The organism is Mesorhizobium sp. B2-8-9 (assembly GCF_006439475.1).
Classification (GTDB): domain Bacteria; phylum Pseudomonadota; class Alphaproteobacteria; order Rhizobiales; family Rhizobiaceae; genus Mesorhizobium.
In genome coordinates this window covers 60,932-81,724 of the sequence record NZ_VFTQ01000024.1, presented here as the reverse complement: position 1 = coordinate 81,724, position 20,793 = coordinate 60,932, and the positions used below count along the sequence as shown (strand labels likewise).

Here is a 20,793-nt window from a genome sequence, read left to right as displayed (position 1 = left end):
CGATCTCTGTCTTTCCGAACGGAACCACGCCTCAGGCGGCCTGCTTGGGACGCTGCTCCGATTTTTCCAGATAGTAGCTCGAATAGCGGTCGAAGAATCTTTCCGAGCCGCCGAGCGAGCCGTATTTCGCCAGCTTCTTCAGATCGACCTTGTTGAGCACTGCGCCGATCACCTTATTGGCGATATAAGGCTCGGATTCCAGCATCGAGCGCACCATGTTGCGGGGCGTGCGGCCCCATTCGGTGACCAGCACAAAGCCGTCAACCAGCGGCGCGAAGGCCTTGGCGTCGACGACGGGTCCGAGCGGCGGCAGGTCGACGATGATGTATTCGAACGTCTCCTTGGCGTTTTCGACGAAGCGCCGCATGCCGGCCGAGCCCAGAAGCTCGCTGGTGTGCGAGAACTGGCCACGCAGCACGGCGGGAATGATCGCCAGCTTGGTCTGGCGGTCGACCTTGCCGACCGACTGCCAGCTCTGGCCGTTGACCACCGCTTCCATCAGGCCCTGCTCGGCCTCCATGCCGAGGCTGCGGCTCAGGCCCGGATTGCGCAGGTCGCCGTCGATGAGCAAGGTCTTGGCACCGTTGGCCGCGAGCAGGCCGGCGAGGTTCGCGGCCACTGTCGACTTGCCTTCCCCAGGCAGCACCGAAATGACGCCGATGACCCGGCTGCTGCGGTCTTCCATCACCACGTCGAAGGCGATCTTGGCGTTACGCAGCGTCTCGGCGAACATCGAAGCCGGGGCGTCGATGCTGACGCGCATGCGCGCCCGTCTCTCAGCCGCAGAGAGGCTGGCCACCTTGCCGTCGGCCGGCAGGTCGTCGGCTTTGGTATCCTTGGCCTTGCCGCCGCCGATCGTCGGCAGATAGCCGAGGAATTTCAGGCCGACGCGGTCGCGAACGTCCTCGCCCGTCCTGAAGAAACGCTCGTTGAACTCATTGAGGCCGCCGAAGCCGGCGCCAAGCATCAGGCCGAGCACCAGCGAGAGCGCCAGCACGCGCAAGGTGCGCGGGCTGGAAGCCGCGAGCGGCATCGTCGCGTCGGAAATGATGCGGACCTTGCCGACCGGGAAGGATTGCTGCTGCGAAGCTTCCTCATAGCGGCTGAGGAAGGTCTGATAGAGCGTGGTGAGCGCCTGTGCCTGCTGGTCGAGCTCCTTGAGCTTGACCTGCGACTGGTTGTCGATCGAGCTCTTGCCGGCGGCGGTGGAAATCTTGTCGCGCAAAGCCGTTTCGCGCGCCTGCGCCACCTCGAAATCGTTGCGGTAGCTTTCGGTGAGCTGTTTCAACTGGCCGAAGATCTGCGCCGAGACATCGGCCTTTTCCTTGGCCAGCGCGACCGCTTGCGGGTGATCCTTGCCGAAATTAGTCTCGATGTCCTGCAGACGCTTGGCAATGGCCAGATAGCGGGTCTTGAGCGCGATGATGACCGAGCTGCTCGGCTGGTCGGCGCCGATGGCCGAATCGTTGAAGGCGCTTTCGGAACCGCTTTCGACGATCGCCTTGTATTGCTGATAGCGGGCGCTGGCTCTGGCGGTATCGGCCTGGGCGACGATGAGCTGTGCGTTGAGATCGGCGAGTTGCTTGTCGCTCAGGAGCTGGCCGTCACTGTTGGCAGACAATCCATGTTCGGCCCTGAACTTCTCGACGGCCAGGGCTGCCCGCTGAGAGCTCTCACGCAACTCCGTGAGCCGGCCCTGCAGCCACAAGGCCGCGCGCTCGGTGGCGTCGAAGCTGGCGTTGAGCTGGTCGGCCAGATAGGCGTCGGCGTAGGCCTTGGTGATGGCCGTGGCGAGTGCCGGATTTGTCGACTGATAACCGATGCTGATGACGTTGGCACGGCCGACGCGATCCGCCATCAACCCGGTCTGCAGCATGAGAACCGCGTAGTCGTGGGTCGCGGTCTTGATCATGGCTTCGCGCGTCGCGGCGTCGACATTCTCGATGCCGGGGAGCTCGTTTGCCGAGCTGCCGCGGAAATAGCCGACAATACTGCGCAGGAACCCCACACCTTTGGCCAAAGCCGACTGCGGCGGGCTCATGAAGTCCGGGTTTTGATCGAGCTTCAGCTTGTCGACCACCACAGACGCCAGCCGTGCCGAGTTGAGAACCTCTATCTGGCTGAGAATCGTCGCGTCCGTTTGCACCGTGGCGCTCGCAGCCGAGATGTCGTCAACGACCTTGTTCAGCCCTTCATCAATCAAAACGCTGGCGACCGCCGTATACTGCTTGGGTGTAGTCTGCAGATAGATGACGCCCAGGCACAGACCGATAATGGCGCAGACCGCCACCACCTTGGCCTGTCGGGCGGCCATGCCAAGCAGACGCTCGATATCGATGAAGTCTTCACCCTTTTCCGGATCGGTGCTGGGCAACGGCATCCTCTTGTCGAGGGGGAAGGTGGCATAGTTCATCTTCGGTCCAATTCCAGGTTGCAGGCGCTATCGGCCTTGGTAGATCGGCGTCGTGACCAGAAAAGACCGCGCAACGTTGCTGCCAGGATGCGCCGGGCCGGAAGGCCCGGGCGCTGGTGTGGCTGTCGCGCCATCGCGAAACCGCATATGCACCCGAAAGATGGGCATTATGCGGCCACTTCTCGGCGCTCATGCGACCGGACAAATTGCTGCAGCATCTCGAAGACAGGGCCCTTCATGTCGTCGCGCGCCAGGGCGAAAGCGATGGTGGCCTCGATGAAGCCCTCCTTGGAGCCGCAGTCGAACATGCGGCCGTCGAAAGGCCGGGCGTAAAAAGACTGGCTTTGGGCCAGCCGGACCATGGCGTCGGTGAGCTGGATTTCATTGCCGGCGCCGCGTTGCTGATTGCCGAGCAGGGCAAAGATCTCCGGCTGCAGAACGTAGCGACCATTGATGTAGAAATTCGACGGCGCATGGGCCGGCGCGGGTTTTTCGACCATCGCCGTCACTTCGAAGCCGGATGCCACGTCGGCGCCGCGGCCGACAATGCCGTATTTGCTGGTTTCGGCCGGGTCGCAGCGCTCGACGGCGATCACATTGCCGCCGGTCCGCTGATAGAGATCGACCGTCTCGGCGAGGCAGCCGCGCGCGCCGAAGGACACCATGTCGGGAAGCAGCAGCGCGAAAGGCTCATTGCCGATCACCTCGCGCGCGCACCATACGGCGTGGCCGAGGCCCTGCGGCGACTGCTGACGGATGAAGGAGGTGGCGCCGGCCTCCGGCAGCAGGCTTTCCAGCGCTTCGAGCTGCGCTTTCTTGCCGGTCTGCTCCAGCGTGCCGATCAGTTCAGGATGCAGGTCGAAATAGTCCTCGATGACCGCCTTGTTGCGGCCGGTGACGAAGACGATGTGCTCGATGCCGGCTTCGAACGCCTCGTCGACGGCATATTGCACGACAGGCTTGTCGACGACGGGCAGCATCTCCTTCGGCATCGACTTGGTCGCCGGCAGGAACCGCGTTCCGAGCCCCGCCACCGGGATGACTGCCTTCCTGACTTTCTGCATCTGCTCTTCCTTCTGAGAGAAAAGATTTCTACCTGTCGCCGGCTATCAAATCGCCCGCATGCTTAATCTCCCCACGCCCACGGCGAATTTGCGCCGCAAGCCTTCTGAGCCGAACCGCGATCGGCATCGACATATGCCCGATGGCGGCCGGATCCCTGAGCGCCGCGCCGATCGCCTTGAGCGGGGCGCGTGCCTTGATGTGCTGAACCAGGGACAGGAACGACGCCGCCTTGCGCAGGCTGCGGCCACGCCTTGCGAAAGCCGCCTTTGCGTCGCTGTCCATGGGATATGCCGCCGCGAACAGGGCATCGGCGCGCGTCATCGCCTCAACGTGATGCAGTTCGAGCACGCGCGAGATCGAGCCGGTGCGGATGTGGTAGGCATAACCGACGGTCGGCTCGACCACGCAACGGCCGCCGCTGGCCAGCGCGCTTGCGAGCAGAATGTAATCCTCGCCGATGCGCAGCCTCTCGTCGTAGCGCAGCTTGTTGTCGTTGAGGAACCGGCGCTGGAAGATCGGCTTGAGATAGCCGAAATTGAAGCGCGATTCGAAGACCAGATTGCCGGCGATGTAGTCGGCCAACGAGATTTCGCGGAAGCCTTCGAGATAGCCGGCCGGGAACATGGTGTCTTCGGGCGTGCCGTCCTCGCGCACGATCTGCACATTGTCGACCGCAATCTGAGCGCCCGCCGCTTCGGCGCGTGAGATCATCATGGCAAGGCGACCGGGAAGGACCGCGTCGTCGGAATCGAGCACCGCCACCCAGCGGCCGCGCGCCAGGTCGAGGCCGGCATTGCGGGCGCCGCCCGGACCGCGATTGGCGGGCAGCGCCACCACCTTGACGACATCTTGCGGATAAGCACGCGCCACATCCAGCGTGCCGTCGCTCGACTGGTCGTCGACGACGATGACCTCGACGGTCACGCCGAGTTGCGCGATCGCGCCGGCGATGGCGCGGTCGAGAGTCGCCTCGGCGTTGTAGGCGGCGATGACGAAGCTGACGTCAGGCTGCACGCTTGTTCCCTTCTGGCGACGTGAGGCCGTATTGGCGGATTTCACGGACGCCGACCAAACCGCTGACGACACCAACGTGCATAATGCCGCGCAGCACGCTGCGGTTCCGCTGCACCGGGCTGATGGCGGTCAAAATAGCCATACCGAAGCAGTAGGCAGCCTTGGCCGAAGCGAGCCCGACCTGACCGGCGCGACGCAACCCGCCGGCGCCGTGTCCTATCAGGTGGCCATGCGTCTGGCCGAAGCGGAAGCGGCGGCGGCGCAGCCAGTCGAACGCGGCCCTGGCACGCGGCACGACCTCGTCGACGAAGGCTTGCGGAGCAAAGGCGATGCGGCCGCCGGCCTTGACCATGGCATCGAAAAACTCGGTGTCCTCGCCGCCGGTCTGGCCGCGCGCCAGGCTGAAGCGTCGGCCGCAAAGGCTCGCGTCGGCCATTTTGAGCAAGACGTTGCAGGTGTAGCCGGTACGGATCTCGCCGCGCACCCAGACCGGCAAGGTGGAATGGAAGTCGCCCTTCTGCATCCAGTCCGGCGCGTCGGGGCGGTAATGCGCCCGCACCGGACCGAGCACCGCCGCAGCGCCCGTGGCATCGGCCGCCGCCATCAATTCGACCAGCCAGCGGGGCGACGCCGTCTCGTCGTCATCGATGAAGGCAACGAAGTCCGACACGCTGGCGTCGAGACAGGCGTTGCGGGCAATCGAGATGTTGCGCGCCGGCGCGTGACGATAGCGGACCGGCAGCTTCAATTCCTCGGCCAATGCTTTCACCAGCTTCTGCGCGCCGGGCTCATCGTCATTGTCGGCAACGACGATGCCAATCTCGGCTCCCGCCGGCTTCTCCAGCGCGGCGACGGAGCGCAGCGTGTCGGCCAGCTCCGGCCGACGGAAAGTGCAGATGCAGATGTCGATCGAGCGGCCGGCCATCACGCCACCTTACGCTGCAATCGAGACGCCAACAGCTGCTGCCAGAAGCCGGCCGACCAGCCGAAATGCATGACCATCGCCGAGACGCCGGCGAGCGCTATGCCTGGGTTGCGCTGGCGTATCGCCGTCACCAGGCCGTAACCGAGGCACACCGCGGCCCATAAGAGGAACGGCAGCGCCGCCAGCCAGTGGACGAAGGAAAACAGGGCGAGCAGCACCACGGGCGCAACCAGCAGCGGAATCATCTGCCGAACCTTCGGCACCATGCGGTGCTTCAGCACGTTCCTGGCGCGACCGCGGCCATAGCCGAGATACTGGAAATAGAGGCTCTTCAGCGTCGAGCGCGGATAGTAGACCATCTGTGTCCTGCCGCTCATCCAGATGCGGTAGCCCGCCTGGCGGAGCCGGTAGTCGAGCTCGGCGTCCTCATTGTGGCTGAAGCTCTCGTCGTAACCGCCGACATGCCTGAAGGCGGCGATGCGCATCAGCGCGTGGTGGCCGTGGTCGACCCATTCGCCTTCGGACATGTGCCGGTGCTTCGAGCCGCCGGTGCCGAGCTTGGAATTCTGCGCCGCCGCGACCGCCTTCTGCACGGCCCCGGTGCCGGCGGTCAGCATCGAAACGACGACCGAATCAGCGCCGGTGGCGAGGGCTTCCTCCACCAGCCGGTCGCAGTAGTCGTCCGGATAGCCGCCATGCGCGTCGATGCGGATGAGGTAGTCGACGCCTTCGCCAAGGGCCGCCACCGCGAGATTGATGGCGGCGCTCTGGAGGCGCTTCGGATTGGCGAGCAGGATAACCCGGGGATCCTTCGCCACGATTTTTTCGACGATGGCTTGCGTGCCGTCGGCGCTGCCGCCGTCGGCGACGACGATGCGGCCGCCGAGCCGGGCCGCCGCGGGCCGCAATTGGTCGAGCAGGCCGCCGATATGGGCGGCCTCGTTGAGGCAGGGAATGACGATCAGGATCGATGAGGCGGACTGCGCCATCGGTTTTTGTTCGCCCTGTTGCGCCATCACGCGGCCGCCTGTGTCGCAAAAGCCGAAGGCATGGCGGCGAGGCCGCGCAGCTTGTCGACGAAGGCCGCGCAGTCGCTGCGGTCGTAGCTCCAGGTCTTCGGATTGCGCGCCGACACGCGCGACCTCAGGCCGCGATATTCATCTTGATCCATCCGGCTCAGCATCGCCTCGAGGCTTTCGGGCGTCGCTTCGGGCAGGAGCACGCCGATATCCCGCTGCTTCAGGAACTTGCCTGTTTCGGTGTCCGCCATGGAGATCGGCACGGCGCCGAAGCGGCAGCCCTCGTAGAGGCGGTTGGGAAGCAGCCATTCGGAATTCTGGCCGGCCTCGAAAAAATCGATCGCCCAGGAGAAATGCACCTCACCGTAGATGGCTGCCATGTCCTCCGGATTGCGGTAGGGGCCGCGGAAGGAAAGCCACGGCTCGGCCTCGACGAAACCGTGAAAGTCCGGAAATTCGGACAGCGCCGGACGGCCCCTGAGCACGACTTCGAAACGGCCCGCCTGCCGGCGGGTGAAATCGGCCAGCAGCTCCAGCGAGCGGCGGCAGCGCAACGCGCCGAACCAGCCGATACGCCAGGGCGGCGGCAACGGGCTGTCGTCCTCGACAGAATGCGCGGCGACAACGGATGCTGCCTCGAAATATTTGTTCTCTATCAGCTCGACAGGTGCGACGATCTGCCCGAAAGGCTCGAAGTAATTGGCGATGAAGGCCGGCGAGCTCGTCACCAGAAGCTTCACGTCGCGCGCGAGATGGCGTTCGGCGCCACGCAGCGTCCTGCCGACGAAGTCGTCGCGCAGCACCAGGCGATGGATATCGAGGCATTCATAGACGATCGGCACGCTCGCCCCGAGCGCGCCGTTGGCGCGGCGGGCCAGCGCCAGCATTTCGAGGTTGCGCGCGATGATGAGATCAGGCTTGGGCACGGCGCCCAGCTTCGCGCCGATCGATATGGCTGCCTTGGCGACAGCGCCGATGCGCTGCGCGAATCGGCCGTCGCGCGTCGCGCCAAGGTCGACAGGCTCGATGCCTTCGATCTCGGCGACCGGGCTGGTGGTGCGGCGGAAGCCCGCCAGGGTAACCCTGGCGCCGCCTGCCTTGAGCATCTGTATTCTCCGGCGCACCGCCGGGTCGGATACGTCATGCACAAGGTACAAGACATGCAGCATGTAACTCGACCGCTGTTGGGCCCACCCATCGGGGATGCTAGTACAGCTTTTGCTGCATCGCAACAATTTTGGTGCGGCGTAGCAAGCGCCCGCACATTTTTTGTTGCACTGCAAAAATCATAGGCTACTCTCAGCCTGCTTGGCGTCGATCCGGATTTCGCGTTGGCTATCAGCGCGGAGCAGCACGCCAGATCGCGACGCGGATCGCGTGGCAGCACTCCGGCAAACATGCCGTTTAACCGCTGTGGCCTGGCCACGGACGCGAAACGAGGTTCCCCATGAAAGTCGTGATCGAAAACACAGTGTGTCTGAACACTGGCGATGCCGCGATCCTTTTGGCTATCCGCCATATTCTCAGATCAATCGTCGGCGGCGATGTGCAGTTCCTGGTTTTCGACAGTCAGCCCGACGTCGCGGCCAGGCTTTACCCGAAGAAAGATTACCCGGATCTCGAATTCCACAAGCTGCTGTCGGAATCCCTGTTCAGGGATCAGCATGGCGGCGGGATAAAGGGCCGGCTCAAGTCGATCTACAATCGGGGAGTCTTGCGCGCCTTGCGCCGCTTTGCCCAAAACGGCGCCAGCAGCGTGTTCTTCAGCAGAAGCGACCGCCACGGCCTTGAGGCCTATGCGAGCGCCGACCTGGTGGTCACGACAGGCGGAACCTATCTCGTCGAGAACTACGATCTTGAAAAGCGGCTCAATCAATTCCGCATCGATGCGATCTTGGGCAAGGACCCGATCTTCTTCACGCAATCGCTCGGCCCGTTCAAGAAAAGCTACAATCGCCAGGAGCTAGGTCCGATCTTCGATCGGGCTCCGCTCATCCTGCTGCGTGACGAGCGATCCAGAAATCACATACTGGATCTGGTGAAAGACCCCGGCAAATGCCATGTGGTCGCCGATGCCGTCTTTGCCCTGGCTGATACCGACAGGATCAAGAAACATCTCGGCAGCGCACCGGCGCCGACCGGCCGAGTCGCTATTTCCGTCCGCCACTGGAGCTTCGTCAGCGACGGTGAGGATGGCATGCGCCGCTATCTCGATTCGATCCGGGAGATCGCCACAATTCTTGTCAGGGACCACGGCAAGCAGGTGACCTTCATCTCAACCTGCCAGGGTGTGCCGGAATATGCCCATGACGACGCCAGGACTGCGCGGGCGATCGTGGCCGAACTCGACCCGGAAATCGCCGAACACGTCAATGTCGACGCCGCATTTCATACGCCCGACCAATTGATGGCGCTGGTGAAGGATTGCGACTTCGTCGTCGCCACGCGCATGCATATGATGATCATGTCGCTTTGCGTCGGCACGCCGGTGCTGCCGATCGCCTATGAATTCAAAACCAAGGAAGTCGCCAAGCGCATCGGTGTCGACGACCTTCTGCTCGACATCGATACCGTAACGCCGTCGGAAGCAGCCGAAAAACTCGGCAGATTCATCGCCAGTCTTGACCACTATCGCCGGGCAAGCCTCGAGGCCGTGCTGGAAGAGCATGCGTCGGCAATGTCGGCAACCAGGCCGTTGTCCTCCTTGATAGGCAACCGCTCACCCAATGTTGCTGGCGACGTTGGCAAGAGTGGCGAACAACGCCTTGCGCGACTGCGGAACAGCAAGCATGAGGGCCAAGGCGAACCCGTAGTTTAGGACGACCGCCACCAGGATCGTGAGCAGGTCCGACTGATTGGTCAGCAGCGCCGGCAGCGACAGATACGAGAGCCAGGCGAGCAGGGACGAGACGATGAAGAGCCCCTGTATGCCCAGAAAATCGCCAGCGGTCACCGGGCCGACACGATGGATCAGGGCGGCAAGCACCGGGATACGCAGCACGTAACCGCTGATGGCATAGGCCGCCGCGACGCCGATGGCACCCCAATGCAGGCCGACGATGAAGGAGGCGACGGTCGTCAAAGACGAATAGATGCCCCAATGAAACATCGTCTTCGTCTTGCCCTGGCAGATGAATATCCACCCCGTGGTGCTCGATACGGACTGCATCAGGCCGGCGATGCCCAGCCAGGCGAAAATCGGCGCCACGGCCATCCAACGCTCGCCGAAGAGAAGCCTGACCACCTGCTCCGAAGTCAGTGTCAAAGTCGCAATGCCGGGCATGGTGATGACGGCCAGCAGCCAGTTTGTCCGGACATAGATGTCTCGAAATCGTTGCTTGTCCTCATGGATGCGGCTGAGCAGCGGCACCATGATACGCGTCAGCGGCTGGTTGATGTTCTGCAGCGGAAACAGCAGAAGCTTGTAGGCGCGATCATAGTAGCCCAGCTCGACCGCGCCGGAATATTTTCCGATGAGGATGTTGTCGAGGTTGCGAGACAGAAAATTGACAAGGTTGAAGCCCGTAAGGTTCGCCCCGAACCTGAATATGTCGGCGTCGACCTTCAGATTCGGCCAAGACGGCGTCCAGCGCGTCACCAACCAGCCGGCAACCAGCGCTACGACGGCTGACACAGCTGGACCCAAAACCAGAGACCAATAGCCAAGCCCTAAATACGCCGCGGTTGCGGTAGCGAGCAGCCCTACGGCCGCGGTGATTGCGTCGTTGAACGCAAGCTGGCCGAATTGCAGATGGCGGTTCATCAGGGCAAGCGGCACCGCGGCAAGACTGCCAAAAAGCAGCGGCACGGCGGAAGCAAGTGTTATCCCCCACATTCGCTGATCGCCGTAGAAAGCGGCAATGGCGGGGGCCAGGCAAGCCACGACCGCCCCGGCGCACAGGCCGACAACCGCGCTCAGCCAGAAGACCTGGTTGAGTTGCCGTTGATCGATCTCCTTGCGCTGGATGACCGCCTGCTGGAGGCCCAGATCCTGAAGCAGGCCGACGAAGGCCACGATCGGTCCCACGGAAGCCACCAGGCCGAAATCCTCGGGGACGAGCAGTCGGGCAAGGATGACGACCGAAAGGAACTGGATCGCTATCTTGAAGCCTTGCGCGCCGGCTGTGACCAGCCCGCCGCGCAAGGCAACGCGACCAAATTGCGGGGGCGGCGGATTGGCATTCATGTGACGGATCCGGTCTCCCCTAGCCGCGCGACGATCTGCGCAAAGCGTTCATTCAAGGTATCGGCATTGAAATCGGCCTCGACCTTCCTTCGAGCGGCAAGCGCTATCGGCTCGCACAGGCCCGGGTTCTCGGCGATCCAGGTGAGTTTGCCGGCAAGCGCGGCGACGTCCCTTTCGGGCACGAGGAAGCCAGTCTTGCGATCCTCGATCAGCTCCGGAATTCCCGAATGGTAGGTGCTGACAGCGATCAAGCCGCCAGCCATCGCCTCCATGAGTGCAACCGGTATTCCTTCCAGATCGCCGTTTCGCCCGGCGACGCTTGGCAGAAGGAAGACATGGGCATCGCGCAGGCGCTGCTTCACCTCGCCGTGCGGACGCGGTCCGAGGAAGGTCACCCTGTCGGCAATACCGAGGTCGACGGCGGTAAGCTTCAATTCCTCCAACAATTCCCCGCCGCCGATCACCGAATAGGTCCAATCGCGGTGCGGCAGGCAAGCGAGGGCGCGAAGCGCATATTCGGTTCCCTTTTTCTCGGTCAGCCGGCAGACCGAGATGAAAGACAGCGTATGTCCCTGCCAGGAGCGCCAGCGATATTCGATCTCGCTTGGGCGAATGCCCATGTGGTGAACCGCGACTTGTGCCGGCGCGGCACCGGCATCGATCAGGGCCTGACGGAAGAATGCATTCACAGGGAGCTGGAGAGCCCCTTGTTCGAAAACGGGCCTGTACTGGTCCAGGGTGTCGTCATGCAACGGCCTGCCGACATCGGTGCCATGGAATATGGTTACCAAAGGCGCGGAAATCCTGCGCCGCTTCATGACGCGGGCGACGCGCAGGCCGTTATGGCCAAAATGCGCCACGATCACATCGACGTTTCGCAGCTTTTGTGCGTTGGCCAGGTCGATGAAGGTCGAAAGCTTGTCCCAAAATCTGCCGGACCATTTCCGGAGCAGTGAGCGGTAGCGATTCAGGCCACCCCACCAGGAAACGACAGGGCCGGGCAATGTCTGCCAACGTGCATCGTCCACATTGCTATCCTTGCCAAAAGCCATCTCGTTGCAGACGACGCTGACTTTCATTCCCCTTTCAAGGCATCCGGCAATCTGATCGAGCACGAATGTCTCGGACAGAGTGGGAAATTTGTCGACTACGAAGCAAATCCTCATCGGCAGGATGTTCTCGCCCAGATCAGGCTGGAAACATCGCCGGCAGGGCCTGACGCATGCGGCATGAACTTCGACTCCTGTCGGCCCAACCTATTGCAGGTTTTGCCGCATCGCAACATTTTTGGTGCAGTGCAGCAAACGGTTCCCTCTCCTTGCTTGCAAGCTACGCAGCGTGGCGGACGCCCTGCCGAGCCGCTCTTTCGAGCAGATCGAGAAACACCACCAATTGCCGCGCGGGATCGAGCTCCGGGCGCTTGGAGAAGGCCAGAGCCGAGGCCGAAAGCCGTTCGTATTCCTGGCGATCATTCCAAAGGCGCGTCACCGCCGACGCCCAGTCGGTAAGCGGGGCGTCGTAGTCGAGCACCACGCCGCCGGGACCGATGGCTTCGGGCAGGCCGCCGCGCCTCGAGCCCACGACAGGGATGCCGCTGCAATGCGCCTCGGACGCGACGCGGCCCCAGGCTTCCTCCCATTTGCTCGGAGCAAGCAGGATCCTGGTGCGGCCATAGACCGTCTTCATGTCGTCGGTGCGGTTTTCCAGCGTGACGTTCGAGAGCGGCGCGATGGTCTTTTCGATGCGGGCACGATGCTCGTCCTCCAGTTTCCAGCTCTCCACGAACAGGAAGGGAATCTCCGGGCAGGCGGCCGCAATCCTCACCGCCAGATCGAACCCCTTCTCCTCATAGGGATTGATCATGGTGACGAATTCGCCGGTCGTATGCGTGCAGTAGAGCGCGTCGTTGATGGTCGGCGGAAGCACGGTGGACTCGATGCCGAATTTTTCCTTGTAGGTGCGCGCCGTGAATTCCGAATTGGCGATGTACAAAGCCGAATTGAGTTCGCGCGGATCGCCGGCGAGCTCGTGAAATTCAACATTGTGCAGATAAACGACCAGCGGCACGCCTTCGGCAAGAAGCGCCTTTCCGAGCAGGACGGATTTGTGGCACTGCACGACCGCGACGTCCGGTGTGGTCTTCTCGACGGCGAAGCCGGCCGCCTCCCAGGGGAACCAGGCGCGCATCACCGGGTAGCCGGGGAAATTGTCGACAACCGCGGGCTGCCGCAGCAGCTTCATCTTGGCACGCGCCTTGAGGCCGAACATGCCGTCGCCGAACAGCGAGGCGAGGACCGACGCCTGATGGCCGTGCTCGATCAGCTGTTCGACCAGGTGATGCGTGTTGGATTGCACGCCGCCGGTGAACTCGGGAATGTACCCGTTGCCGCTTGCAAAAAGCACTTTCATCGTTCTGCTCCTAATTCGGCCCGGGCGAGTATCCGAAAGCCACGGCTCATCAGCTTGCGCCGCGCGCCAAGGAAAGCTTCGACGTCATCGCCCGACACAGCCGGCCGAGCGAAGCGGAAAGCGACAGCGCCGAATACTCCCGCAACAATTTCGAAGCCGGGATCACCTTTCCCGCCTTCAGGTCCCGCGCCAGATAATGCGGGAAGGAATGCATGTATTCCCTGACGATGTCGGCCTTCAGCGGTCCCGACCTCCAGGCCTTCACCGCCGAGACGAATTCGTCGGCCGGGGCGGATGCCAAACCTGTATCGTAGGCTTCGAACGTACGCCGCACGATGGCGCGTTCCTTGTCGCTGAGCGACGTCTTTCCGGCTCGTTCGGCAAGCAGGGCGTAGCGGCGGATGTCCTCGGCCGCGTGATGCCACAAACCCTTCCTGGCCATGATGCTCGATCGCTGCAGCAGTGCCTGCATCTCGAGATCGGCCGTCCTCGGCAAGGCTTGCTCCGAGCGATCCAGATACTCATGCAGATCGACCGACTTGTAGACCTCTTCCATGATCGCCCGGTCGTACGCGCCCCAGGCCTTGATCCGGTCGGTGTAGGAAATGACCACCTTGGTGCTGCCGCGGACCATGTCGTGCTGGCGCTGGAAGAACATCAAGCCGTCGACCCTGACGCCCTTAAACCGGCGCGCAAGCCTCAACATCATCTCGTAGTCCTGCGACCGGACCAGAGTCTCGTTGAAGCCACCCACCTCGTCGTAGCATTTGCGGCGCACCAGGAGACCCGGCTGGTGGACGTGACAATATTCGAGATGCGACGGGAAGAAATTGTCCTGGCTGACATGGCCGAAGGCGACGATCTCGTAATCCTGCTCCTCGATCTGGGCCGAACGCTGGAAACGCGCATATTCGCCGAATGCGAAATCAGCGGCCGGCTCGCGCTCGAAGGCGGCGAGAAACCGCTCAAGCGCCGTCGGGTGCGCGACATCGTCGTCATCGAATATCCAGACGAAATCTCCTGTGCAGCGCTTCAGGGCAAAATTCAGCGCCGTCGATTTCCCGCCATTCTCCTTGCGGTAGTGTTCCACCGGCGCCGGGAAAGAGGCCGCCACCGCGCCGGTATCGTCCGTCGAGCCGTCGTCCACGATCAGGATCTGATCCGGCATCACGGTCTGCCGCAGCAGGCTGCCGATGGATTCGGGCAGGAATTTTTGCCGGTTGAAGGTGGGGACGATGACGGTGACCGTCGGTTTGCGCTGCGCAGCCATTGATGACCTCATACTGTTGCCGATGCCCCGTTCGCCGGCATGAGTCCATAGCCATGGCGACGGCCATTGTCCTTGAGGCAATCAGCCCTCATGCCGCCATCCTGCCAATCGAGAAGTATTCGATGCCGTAGCGCGCGATCACCTTGGGATCGTAGAGATTGCGGCCGTCGAAGATGACCGGCGTCGTCAGCGCATCCTTGAGCGCGTCGAAGGACGGCGCGCGGAAGCTCTTCCATTCGGTGCAGATCAAAAGCGCGTCGGCGCCGCGCAGCGCCGCTTCCTTGGTGCCGCACAAAAGCAGATCCTCGCGCAGGCCGTAGATCGCCTGGCACTCCTGCATCGCCTCGGGATCGTAGGCCTGCACCTTGGCGCCGGCCGCCCACAACGCTTCCATCAGCGTGCGCGCCGGCGCCTCGCGCATGTCGTCGGTGTTGGGCTTGAAGGCCAGCCCCCAGACGGCGAAGGTCTTGCCCCTGAGCGCGCCCTTGAAATAGTGGTTGACCTTGTCGAACAGGACCGACTTCTGCGCATTGTTGCGCTCCTCGACGGCGCGCAGCAGCTTGGCGTCGAACTTGACGCCCTCGGCGGTCTTGATCAGCGCGCGCACATCCTTCGGGAAGCACGAGCCGCCATAGCCGAGGCCGGGATAGATGAAGTGGTAGCCGATGCGCGGATCCGAGCCGATGCCCTTGCGCACCTCCTCGATGTCGGCGCCCAGCTGCTCGGCGAGATTGGCCATCTCGTTCATGAAGCTGATCTTGGTCGCCAGCATGCAATTGGCGGCGTATTTGGTGAATTCGGCGCTGCGCACGTCCATCACGATCATCTTCTCGTGGTTGCGGTTGAACGGCGCGTAGAGCTCGCGCATCACCATCTCGGTGTCCTCGCTGGAGGTGCCGACGATGATGCGGTCCGGCTTCATGCAATCGGCGACCGCCGAGCCTTCCTTGAGGAATTCGGGGTTCGAGGCGACGTCGAAGGCGAGATCCTCGCGGCCGCGCTTCTTCAGCGTTTCGGCAATCCTGGCCTTCACCTTCTCGCAAGTGCCGACCGGCACGGTCGACTTGCCGACGACGATCTTGGCGCTGTCCATCTCACGGCCGATGGTCTCGGCGACGGCCAGCACATATTTCAGGTCGGCCGAGCCATCCTCGCCGGGCGGCGTGCCGACCGCGATCATCTGGATCTGGCCATGCCTGACCGCCGCTGCCGCGTCGGTGGTGAAGCGGATGCGGCCGGCCGCGTGGTTTTCCCTGACGAGGGCCTCCAGGCCCGGTTCGAAAATCGGCACCAAGCCCTGGTTGAGCCGCTCCACCTTCTTCTCGTCGATGTCGACGCACACCACCTCATGGCCGACCTCGGCCAGCACAGCGGCCTGGACGAGACCGACATAGCCAATCCCAAATACCGTCAAATTCATTTGGTTCTATTCCTGTCAAAGGCCGGGCCGCAAAAGCGGTCCGGCCGGTTCAGATGTCCCCCCAGGCCAAACGACCCAGTTGGTTCGGCATGATCCTATCCCAAAATCGGTTCCACTTTGGGGGATCATGCCTAGTTGGAATTGCTAATGCTGCATGCCAGCGATTCCGGGAATTGGCATGGCTGGCCCAAAGCGGTGAAAGCGACGCGCTTGACCTCCATGGTCACCTTGCTGCCGGGATCGACAAAGGCGCCCATCCAGTTGGTCAGCTTGTCGCTGCCCCAGAGGCTGAAGAAGATTTTCTGCGAATGCTTCGGCAACTCGTCGGGGTTGGTCACCTCATGGACGAGCTTGCCGTTGACGTACCAGCGCAGCCGGTCCTTCTCCCAGACGAAGCCATAATCGTTGAAGCCCTTGTCGGCGCCGCCTTCGACGTCGACAAGCTTGCCGTTCTTCGGCTTGCCCTGAATGTAGCTGTTGACCTGCACCTTCGACGGATCCTTGGTGAGGACCTCGAAGTCGATCTCGTCCCAAGGCTGTTTGTCCTGCGGGCCGATATAGGAGAAGAAGGCGGCGTTGAGGCCGGAGCCGGTGCCGGTCTTCATCCGTGCTTCATAGACGCCGTAGCCGTAGCGCTGCTTGGTCTGGATCTCGGCGCAGGCGAACTCGCGGTCCTTCAGCTTGCGCTTTTCGAAGCCCAGCGAAAGCACGCCGTCGGAAAGCCGCACGAGATCCTTCGACCACGTGCAGTTCTGATGGGCGCCATTGGTCCAGCCGTCCGAGACGAACCAGCGGGACTGGTTGAAATTCGAGAAATTGTCGACAAAGGACGGCGCGCTTTGCAGCTCTTGCTGCGCCGCTTGCGCATGCGCAGGATGCGGGCTCGCCGCAAGGGCCGCAGCGACCGCAAACAGGGCGCCGACCACGCTAAGCCTCAGGCTGGTTAATCCGCTCCCTGGCGCCTGCGATACCTCGCAAGCCGCCTCGGTGGAGGTGTTGTCCGGATCTGCGTTCATAACAAACTCACCTTGTGTTGTCCGCCCAACCCAAAGTCATCCTCGGTTCGCATGAGCGAGCCGCTTCCGATCTTCCGCCCTGTGAACTCCTCTAATGTCCTGTAACGTCTCGTACCGATGACGGCGCCTGACGCGCCGTCAGCCTCTTGCCGTCGCCTGCGCAGCAGACCGGTCGGCACCATCCTCGACGATCGCGTCGAGCGAATGACGCAGCTCCTTCACTAGGCTTTTCTGGCGAACGAGCTCCGCAATGCGCCGCTCGCAGTTCAGGATCGACTTGGTCATCGCGGCGACATCCGATCCCTTGCTGGCCGACGCCGAACCATTCTCCATCGCCTCGACCAGAAAGGCGGCGTTGGCAGCCGTCGACTTATAACGATTCTCCAGTCCGGTTTTCTCCGCCTCGATCTCGGCCGCAATCTGGTCGAACAGCTTCGCCAGCCGGTCGAAACGCTGGAGGTCGGTCTGCCGGTCGCGAGCCGGATCCCGGGATCTGAAGCTAAAAATCGAAGCCATCCTATTGGCCTTTCGAAATTGCTGCATTGCAACATAGACTGCCATTCCAGCAGCGACTAGGCAACATCATAGTTTCCGGAATGCGATTTTTTGAGGGACGGCGGCTTCCGGGACAATGCGCGATCACCCGCTTGCGGCGCTGGTTGCCGCCATCAGGAAGCGCGTCGGCGGCATTTGCTGCCGCGCAACAATCCCGGTGCGGCGGAACAGCGCGTCGAGCTTGTCGGTGGCGACGCCGCGCACGATCGGGATCAGATTCGATTGGCTTGCGAAAGCGTAGGCCGCGGCCGATGCCAGCCCACGCTCGGCCTTCACATCAAGGAAGTTGCGCAGCCGGTATTTGTCGCGGACATGGCGCTCATGGCGCCGCAACGCAGCCTTCGAGCGCTCCGGAAGGCTGTCTATCTGGAGCAGCGCCAGATCGGCATCGGCAAGGCGCTTCAAATCCTGCGTCCTGTGGCGGCCGCTCAGCGAATCGGCGCGCACGATCGCGCCATAGCCGCAGGATTTGATGATCTTGAACCGAGCCCCGTAAGCGACAGCGCGCGCATAGAGTTCGTAATCCTCGCCAAGCCTGAGGTTCTCGTCGTAACTCAGCCCATGCCGCTCGAGGAAAGCCCGGCTGATCACCGGCTTGAGGAAACCGAGCTCGCCGCGCCGCACACGGCGGCGCGAGATGTTGCCGTCGATGAAGCGCTCGAAATCGAGAAATTCCGGCTCGGCCGCGAAAGGCGGGGCAGCGACCTTGGCGAGGTCGGTCGCGGCATCGTCGCGGATCAGCATGATGTTGTCGGCGGCGAAGTCCCAGTCGGTGCTGGCGAAAAGCCGGCGGAAGCGGCCTTCGAGGAAGAAATCGTCGGCGTCGAGAATGCTGATGAAGGGCGATTTGGAGGCCTGGATGGCGGCGTTGCGCGCGGCGGAAGGACCGCGATTGACGTCGAAACGGATGACCGCAAGCCGGCCGCTGCCATCGTCGGCGGCCAAAGCCACATCCCGGGTGTCGTCGGTGGAGGCGTCGTCGACCACGATGACTTCGGCGACTTCGGCCTCGCGCAGCGCCGAAGCGATGGCGCCGGGAATGGTGCGCGCCGCATTGCGCGCGGCGATGATGACGCAGACCCCCGAGGTCGTTATGGGCGTCGTCACGGGCATGGGCTCACCTTTCGCTTGCATGATTGGCCGCCCCGCCCACGATTCTGATCATTTCGCTCCGCGACGGCCCGGCCGTGGCCGGGCGCTCGAAGATGCGCCGGCTGAGGTCGGCGGACGCCGCCCAGCCGGCTTCAGCCAGGTAGCGGACCGGCTCGCGGCCGCAGAGTTCCCACAGCACATGGCGGCGCTGCGGCCAGCGCAAGGACGCGAGCCACGGCGCCATGACCATGTGGAAGAGGTCGGCGTTGTCGATGCGGGCCAGCATGCGGGTGGCGCGATCCGAAAGCAGCGTGCCGTCGCCGCCGAGCAGCACGTCGGCGGCGCGCAATCCCAAGAGCAGCGTATCCGCCAGGCCCTGTTCGGCGGCGTGGTCGAGCACCCCCCGCTGCTCGGCTTCGCTCAGGCGGCTGACGCTGGCCCTGACGTCGCAGACATAGCCGGCGCAGGGCTCGCGGTTGAAAAAGGCCTTGGCGACGCTGATCGAGGACAAAAGCAAGGTGTCGGCGGCCGAGATGATCGGCATGGCGGCGCCGGCCACCTCGACTGCGCGCTTGCGGCGCAGGAAGCCGTCGGTGTCGCGCGGGCTGGGCGAACCCGGCTGCTGCAGCCGATGGTGGAGGTCGACTGTCGAGGCCCTCGCGCCGTCTTCGCGCACCATATGCTGCTCACCGAGGAAGCGCACCCACCAGACCGAACGCGACTTGCCGGCAACCTCATAGCCCATCGTGCGCAACGCATCGCGGGCCTTGGCGAAACCGGTCGGCGAAACCAGTATATCGACGTCGCCGGATGGCTTCATGAAGTGGTCGCCATAAAGCAGATGCTGCTGGAGCGGCCCCTTGAGGAAGACGAAATCGACCTGCCTGTCGCGCAGCACACGAGCGATGGCCACCGAATCGCCAATGCAGGCGACATTCATCGACATGGTACGCCGGCGGTAGCTGTCGAGCCAGCCAGGCAACTCCGCAGGGGCGGTATTCGCGGGCGCCCGCGCGAGCGCCTTGAGCAGGAACACGGCGACCTTGTTCAGCCTGGCGATGTCGGCGACATTGGTTGCCGAAATTGGGGCCGCCGAGATTGTGGTCGCCGTGATCGGGGTGGCCGTGATCGGGGTGGCCGACACCGTCGGCGCGGGCACATCGACCCGGCCATCCGTGATGTTGGCTCGTGGCGCGAAAAACAGCCTCAGGCAGGCCTGCACATAAGCGACTTCGTCGGCGCAGCCGGCGGCGCGCAGCCTTTCATAGGAGCCATCCTGCACCGCCATGCCCGATGTCGTTCTCCGCAAAATGCCGCCCAAAGGGTTTATACTGCACCTGCGAAGAAAAGCATCGGAAAAATTGACGCGCTCACGCCAAAAGCGGCTGAGGTCGCCTCCTGACCGCAACCCCAGCGTTTAAAATCGCCTCATGTTCAATCACTTTTGAAGACAATTCCGGGGGCGTCCCGGCTGGCCGGAAAATGACGATTTTTTGTGACAAATTCTTCGCAATTGCGAGATGTCTTTTTCGCCTGGAAAATTATCGCAGACAAATCAACCGCTTATCTAAACGGCACGGACCTACGGTTGAATTCCTGGATGGGTGAGGTTTAGGATGACGCTGCCTAGGCCTTGATTAACAACGGATGCGAGCGCAACCAAGAATTGATTAATGCTTGATAAATCAAGCTTGACTCATGGATGTTGCCATGCAGCAATTGCGCTGCAGCATAGCGATATGTTGGCGGCATTCTGCAGCCGCTTCCAGTCCTTAATTGGAGAGTACAATGGAACAGAATGTTGAAAAGCATGAGTATGAAACCCCCAGCCTGACGGTTCACGGTTCGATTGAAACTATCACGCAGGGCGGTGCAGGCACGACGGCGCTCGACGCGAGCTTTCCCGCGCACACGCCGGTCGGCGAGCTGACTTTCTCTTAAAACTCACATGTATCCGGGTGTCTGAGTTGGGGCTCCGGATGCTCTCCAACAGGTGAGCCGGGGGGCGTTGTCCCCCGGATTCCTGCCGAGGATCGCAGGCAACCGATCCCGGTGGAAGCCATAGGGCGCGACGGGCCAGCAACGAGGTTTTAGGATGCACTGGAACCCTTCGGACCATGACCGCGTCGTCGCGACGAACGAGGCGGTGGCTTGTGAATTCGGCGCCGGACTGGCGCTACTCCACCTCAAATCCAATGTCTATTACAGCCTGAACGGCGTAGGCGCCTTCATCTGGGAGCAGATCCAGGAGCCGCGATCCATGCTCGATATCCGCAGCGCCGTACTTGCGCGCTACAATGTCGATGCCGAACGCTGCAGGGCCGATGTCGAGGGCTTGCTCAAGGGGCTGAGCGAAGCAGGGCTTGCGAGGCTCCACAATGAGGAACTGGTCTAGGCTCCGCTCGCTGA

Annotated in this window: 18 protein-coding genes; 3 read left to right on the top strand and 15 right to left on the bottom strand. The window is 62.7% G+C overall.

The annotated features are described in order from the left end of the window. Nucleotides 1–31: 31 nt before the first annotated feature. The 6 genes from FJ423_RS24625 to FJ423_RS24600 all read right to left on the bottom strand — a co-directional run bounded on the left by FJ423_RS24625 (nucleotide 32) and on the right by FJ423_RS24600 (nucleotide 7,605). Complete coding sequence (locus FJ423_RS24625; RefSeq protein WP_140845626.1) at nucleotides 32–2,413, bottom strand: polysaccharide biosynthesis tyrosine autokinase; 2,382 nt, start codon at nucleotides 2,411–2,413, stop codon at nucleotides 32–34. A 167-nt stretch (nucleotides 2,414–2,580) separates the two neighbouring features. After that, on the bottom strand, nucleotides 2,581–3,477 hold the full coding sequence (gene galU / locus FJ423_RS24620) for a UTP--glucose-1-phosphate uridylyltransferase GalU (RefSeq protein ID WP_140845625.1): 897 nt from the start codon (nucleotides 3,475–3,477) through the stop codon (nucleotides 2,581–2,583). A gap of 28 nt (nucleotides 3,478–3,505) precedes the next feature. Further along, nucleotides 3,506–4,492, bottom strand: coding sequence for a glycosyltransferase family 2 protein (locus FJ423_RS24615; protein WP_140845624.1), 987 nt, complete (start codon nucleotides 4,490–4,492; stop codon nucleotides 3,506–3,508). Next, entirely contained in the window at nucleotides 4,482–5,417 is a 936-nt protein-coding gene (locus tag FJ423_RS24610; protein ID WP_140845623.1) for a glycosyltransferase family 2 protein, read from the bottom strand. Before FJ423_RS24610 ends, FJ423_RS24615 begins: the two co-directional genes overlap by 11 nt. After that, nucleotides 5,417–6,406, bottom strand: a complete 990-nt coding sequence (locus FJ423_RS24605; RefSeq protein ID WP_140845646.1) for a glycosyltransferase family 2 protein — start codon at nucleotides 6,404–6,406, stop codon at nucleotides 5,417–5,419. The genes FJ423_RS24610 and FJ423_RS24605 overlap by 1 nt, the downstream gene beginning before the upstream one ends. Before the next feature lie 26 nt (nucleotides 6,407–6,432). Beyond that, the gene (locus FJ423_RS24600) at nucleotides 6,433–7,605 is read right to left on the bottom strand and encodes a glycosyltransferase family 4 protein (RefSeq protein ID WP_140845622.1); all 1,173 of its coding nucleotides are present in this window, start codon (nucleotides 7,603–7,605) and stop codon (nucleotides 6,433–6,435) included. A gap of 278 nt (nucleotides 7,606–7,883) precedes the next feature. Here FJ423_RS24600 and FJ423_RS24595 point away from each other — a divergent pair, with 278 nt between their 5' ends. Then, nucleotides 7,884–9,254 carry a polysaccharide pyruvyl transferase family protein gene (locus FJ423_RS24595; RefSeq protein WP_140845621.1) on the top strand — a complete coding sequence of 457 codons (1,371 nt, stop codon included), beginning with the start codon at nucleotides 7,884–7,886 and terminating at the stop codon, nucleotides 9,252–9,254. Here FJ423_RS24595 and FJ423_RS24590 read toward each other — a convergent pair. From FJ423_RS24590 to FJ423_RS24550, 9 genes are all read right to left on the bottom strand, one after another. Then, nucleotides 9,156–10,622 carry a lipopolysaccharide biosynthesis protein gene (locus FJ423_RS24590; RefSeq protein ID WP_140845620.1) on the bottom strand — a complete coding sequence of 489 codons (1,467 nt, stop codon included), beginning with the start codon at nucleotides 10,620–10,622 and terminating at the stop codon, nucleotides 9,156–9,158. The genes FJ423_RS24595 and FJ423_RS24590 overlap by 99 nt on opposite strands. Next, complete coding sequence (locus FJ423_RS24585) at nucleotides 10,619–11,788, bottom strand: glycosyltransferase (protein WP_140845619.1); 1,170 nt, start codon at nucleotides 11,786–11,788, stop codon at nucleotides 10,619–10,621. The genes FJ423_RS24590 and FJ423_RS24585 overlap by 4 nt, the downstream gene beginning before the upstream one ends. A 163-nt stretch (nucleotides 11,789–11,951) precedes the next feature. Continuing rightward, entirely contained in the window at nucleotides 11,952–13,031 is a 1,080-nt protein-coding gene (locus FJ423_RS24580) for a glycosyltransferase (RefSeq protein ID WP_140845618.1), read from the bottom strand. A gap of 49 nt (nucleotides 13,032–13,080) precedes the next feature. Next, nucleotides 13,081–14,301, bottom strand: a complete 1,221-nt coding sequence (locus tag FJ423_RS24575; protein WP_181174887.1) for a glycosyltransferase family A protein — start codon at nucleotides 14,299–14,301, stop codon at nucleotides 13,081–13,083. Nucleotides 14,302–14,389: 88 nt separating this feature from the next. Continuing rightward, nucleotides 14,390–15,721, bottom strand: a complete 1,332-nt coding sequence (locus FJ423_RS24570; RefSeq protein ID WP_140845616.1) for a UDP-glucose/GDP-mannose dehydrogenase family protein — start codon at nucleotides 15,719–15,721, stop codon at nucleotides 14,390–14,392. A 131-nt stretch (nucleotides 15,722–15,852) separates the two neighbouring features. Then, nucleotides 15,853–16,737, bottom strand: a complete 885-nt coding sequence (locus FJ423_RS24565; protein WP_140845615.1) for a glycoside hydrolase family 16 protein — start codon at nucleotides 16,735–16,737, stop codon at nucleotides 15,853–15,855. A 138-nt stretch (nucleotides 16,738–16,875) separates the two neighbouring features. Next, nucleotides 16,876–17,253: a hypothetical protein gene (locus FJ423_RS24560; RefSeq protein WP_140845614.1), complete on the bottom strand. Its 378-nt coding sequence runs from the start codon at nucleotides 17,251–17,253 to the stop codon at nucleotides 16,876–16,878. A 123-nt stretch (nucleotides 17,254–17,376) separates the two neighbouring features. After that, nucleotides 17,377–18,387 (bottom strand): glycosyltransferase family 2 protein, encoded by a 1,011-nt coding sequence (locus tag FJ423_RS24555; protein WP_246680291.1) that lies wholly within the window; start codon nucleotides 18,385–18,387, stop codon nucleotides 17,377–17,379. 22 nt (nucleotides 18,388–18,409) lie between these two features. Next, nucleotides 18,410–19,672, bottom strand: coding sequence for a nucleotidyltransferase family protein (locus tag FJ423_RS24550; protein ID WP_140845613.1), 1,263 nt, complete (start codon nucleotides 19,670–19,672; stop codon nucleotides 18,410–18,412). 500 nt (nucleotides 19,673–20,172) lie between these two features. Here FJ423_RS24550 and FJ423_RS24545 point away from each other — a divergent pair, with 500 nt between their 5' ends. Both FJ423_RS24545 and FJ423_RS24540 read left to right on the top strand, forming a co-directional pair. After that, complete coding sequence (locus FJ423_RS24545; protein WP_095769314.1) at nucleotides 20,173–20,325, top strand: lasso RiPP family leader peptide-containing protein; 153 nt, start codon at nucleotides 20,173–20,175, stop codon at nucleotides 20,323–20,325. A gap of 154 nt (nucleotides 20,326–20,479) precedes the next feature. Then, nucleotides 20,480–20,779: a PqqD family protein gene (locus FJ423_RS24540; protein WP_095769315.1), complete on the top strand. Its 300-nt coding sequence runs from the start codon at nucleotides 20,480–20,482 to the stop codon at nucleotides 20,777–20,779. Nucleotides 20,780–20,793: the final 14 nt, after the last annotated feature.

What these genes read in the sequence shown, in the direction of transcription:
- FJ423_RS24585 (WP_140845619.1), bottom strand. Translation starts at nt 11,788, where the DNA reads ATGAGGATTTGCTTCGTAGTCGACAAATTTCCCACTCTGTCCGAGACA.
- FJ423_RS24605 (WP_140845646.1), bottom strand. Translation starts at nt 6,406, where the DNA reads ATGGCGCAGTCCGCCTCATCGATCCTGATCGTCATTCCCTGCCTCAAC.
- FJ423_RS24575 (WP_181174887.1), bottom strand. Translation starts at nt 14,301, where the DNA reads ATGGCTGCGCAGCGCAAACCGACGGTCACCGTCATCGTCCCCACCTTC.
- FJ423_RS24565 (WP_140845615.1), bottom strand. Translation starts at nt 16,737, where the DNA reads ATGAACGCAGATCCGGACAACACCTCCACCGAGGCGGCTTGCGAGGTA.
- FJ423_RS24570 (WP_140845616.1), bottom strand. Translation starts at nt 15,721, where the DNA reads ATGAATTTGACGGTATTTGGGATTGGCTATGTCGGTCTCGTCCAGGCC.
- FJ423_RS24545 (WP_095769314.1), top strand. Translation starts at nt 20,173, where the DNA reads ATGGAACAGAATGTTGAAAAGCATGAGTATGAAACCCCCAGCCTGACG.
- FJ423_RS24550 (WP_140845613.1), bottom strand. Translation starts at nt 19,672, where the DNA reads ATGGCGGTGCAGGATGGCTCCTATGAAAGGCTGCGCGCCGCCGGCTGC.
- FJ423_RS24560 (WP_140845614.1), bottom strand. Translation starts at nt 17,253, where the DNA reads ATGGCTTCGATTTTTAGCTTCAGATCCCGGGATCCGGCTCGCGACCGG.
- FJ423_RS24600 (WP_140845622.1), bottom strand. Translation starts at nt 7,605, where the DNA reads ATGCTGCATGTCTTGTACCTTGTGCATGACGTATCCGACCCGGCGGTG.
- FJ423_RS24595 (WP_140845621.1), top strand. Translation starts at nt 7,884, where the DNA reads ATGAAAGTCGTGATCGAAAACACAGTGTGTCTGAACACTGGCGATGCC.
- FJ423_RS24610 (WP_140845623.1), bottom strand. Translation starts at nt 5,417, where the DNA reads ATGGCCGGCCGCTCGATCGACATCTGCATCTGCACTTTCCGTCGGCCG.
- FJ423_RS24590 (WP_140845620.1), bottom strand. Translation starts at nt 10,622, where the DNA reads ATGAATGCCAATCCGCCGCCCCCGCAATTTGGTCGCGTTGCCTTGCGC.
- FJ423_RS24625 (WP_140845626.1), bottom strand. Translation starts at nt 2,413, where the DNA reads ATGAACTATGCCACCTTCCCCCTCGACAAGAGGATGCCGTTGCCCAGC.
- galU (WP_140845625.1), bottom strand. Translation starts at nt 3,477, where the DNA reads ATGCAGAAAGTCAGGAAGGCAGTCATCCCGGTGGCGGGGCTCGGAACG.
- FJ423_RS24580 (WP_140845618.1), bottom strand. Translation starts at nt 13,031, where the DNA reads ATGAAAGTGCTTTTTGCAAGCGGCAACGGGTACATTCCCGAGTTCACC.
- FJ423_RS24540 (WP_095769315.1), top strand. Translation starts at nt 20,480, where the DNA reads ATGCACTGGAACCCTTCGGACCATGACCGCGTCGTCGCGACGAACGAG.